The sequence below is a fragment of the Flammeovirga sp. SJP92 genome (assembly GCF_001583495.1).
Lineage (GTDB): Bacteria > Bacteroidota > Bacteroidia > Cytophagales > Flammeovirgaceae > Flammeovirga.
Genome location: NZ_LQAQ01000050.1, coordinates 1 through 1,239 on the forward strand (window position 1 = coordinate 1; position 1,239 = coordinate 1,239).

Genomic DNA, 1,239 nt, shown 5'->3' on the forward strand with positions numbered 1-1,239 from the left:
TTTCTGCTACGGTAAATCTTTTATCTTCAATAAGACGTTGGATGACTTTTCTATGATAAAGTTGAAGGTTTTTCATGAGATTTGTTAAACAGTCAGTTTTATAATTTTGTTAAGCTGTTTCAATGTAATACGAAATGATGAAGAATCAAATCATTTGTGATGTTTTTGTTCTCATCCGTAGATCCATAATTGAAATTATGGTCTTTTGGGTGGTTCTACCTCCCTCTACTGATCTAGGGGTGTTACATTGCAAAGAGCTTATATGAAGTTTGTATGTTTTATTATTTTACAAGGCAAAAAGAAATCAATTGATATTGACTTTGATTTGTTGATGATGCTCTTTTCAGGTATTCATCATAAGTCTCTTCGTCATTTTCATGCAGTCCAAAACCTAATTTAACACCACTTGATAACGTTAGAGACACTGTTTTCAGTTGGTGATTAGTTTTTTTATGAAAGTCGATATGTTTTTGATTCATTTGATCTAAAACCTTTGAAAGAGTGTGATGACCTTTTTCATTTAAAAACCACTTTTTAAGCTCTAAGGATGAACCTCCGTCTAATTCATTAATATAATCTGAGAAAATAAGAAATAGTTTTTCCTGATGAAAATGGAGTTCAATATTTCCATACCTCCAAACATCATCTTGAAATATTGAATGGTTACTCTCAAGTCCATCAGGATTAGGGAAATTATTGAGTATCCATTCTTTTGTTTGCCCTAGTTTTAAAAAATCAAATTGACCTTTGCAGAAAAATTCCTCAAGATCTATTACTATTTTTTGCTCAAATTTCATTTAGTTTCAATAAAGATAAAGTACAGCACAAAGAAAGGAAGTTTTAATTTTATTTTTGTTAGTGAAAGCGTTTTATATGTACAAATTCAAAATTATCTAATACTAATTCTATTTATTGTTTTGCGATTACTTCCTTCAAAAAACGTATTACACTGTAAACTAAGTTTTGTTATTTATAGTGTTAAGAAATCAGGAGATTTCTGATGATCTGAAGGACACGAATGACGCTTGTGCTTAACATTCGCGCCATTGAGTTTTCTACCATTATAGTTTGGTAGTACTCCTTCTGGCATTGAAGGGAAAAGCGTTAAGAATTTCATGCATTGAGCCGTTACAAATGATTTTCTTGTTTGAGCAAAGCGAGTTTAAAATCATTTAGGCGAGTGGAATGAAATTTAGCTTTTGACTTCTAAGCCTAGATTTTTTGCTTCGTTTTTCATCA

2 protein-coding genes are annotated in these 1,239 nt (G+C 30.8%); both read right to left on the bottom strand.

The genetic code is table 11. The annotated features are described in order from the left end of the window. Positions 1 to 281 precede the first annotated feature (281 nt). Positions 282 to 797 (bottom strand): hypothetical protein, encoded by a 516-nt coding sequence (locus AVL50_RS12095; RefSeq protein WP_062616763.1) that lies wholly within the window; start codon positions 795 to 797, stop codon positions 282 to 284. A 173-nt stretch (positions 798 to 970) separates the two neighbouring features. Beyond that, on the bottom strand, positions 971 to 1,117 hold the full coding sequence (locus AVL50_RS32980) for a hypothetical protein (RefSeq protein ID WP_157491303.1): 147 nt from the start codon (positions 1,115 to 1,117) through the stop codon (positions 971 to 973). Between the last annotated feature and the right edge of the window lie 122 nt (positions 1,118 to 1,239).

Excerpts from the sequence above, each read along its gene's own strand:
- AVL50_RS12095 (WP_062616763.1), bottom strand. The coding sequence starts at position 797 with ATGAAATTTGAGCAAAAAATAGTAATAGATCTTGAGGAATTTTTCTGC.
- AVL50_RS32980 (WP_157491303.1), bottom strand. The coding sequence starts at position 1,117 with ATGAAATTCTTAACGCTTTTCCCTTCAATGCCAGAAGGAGTACTACCA.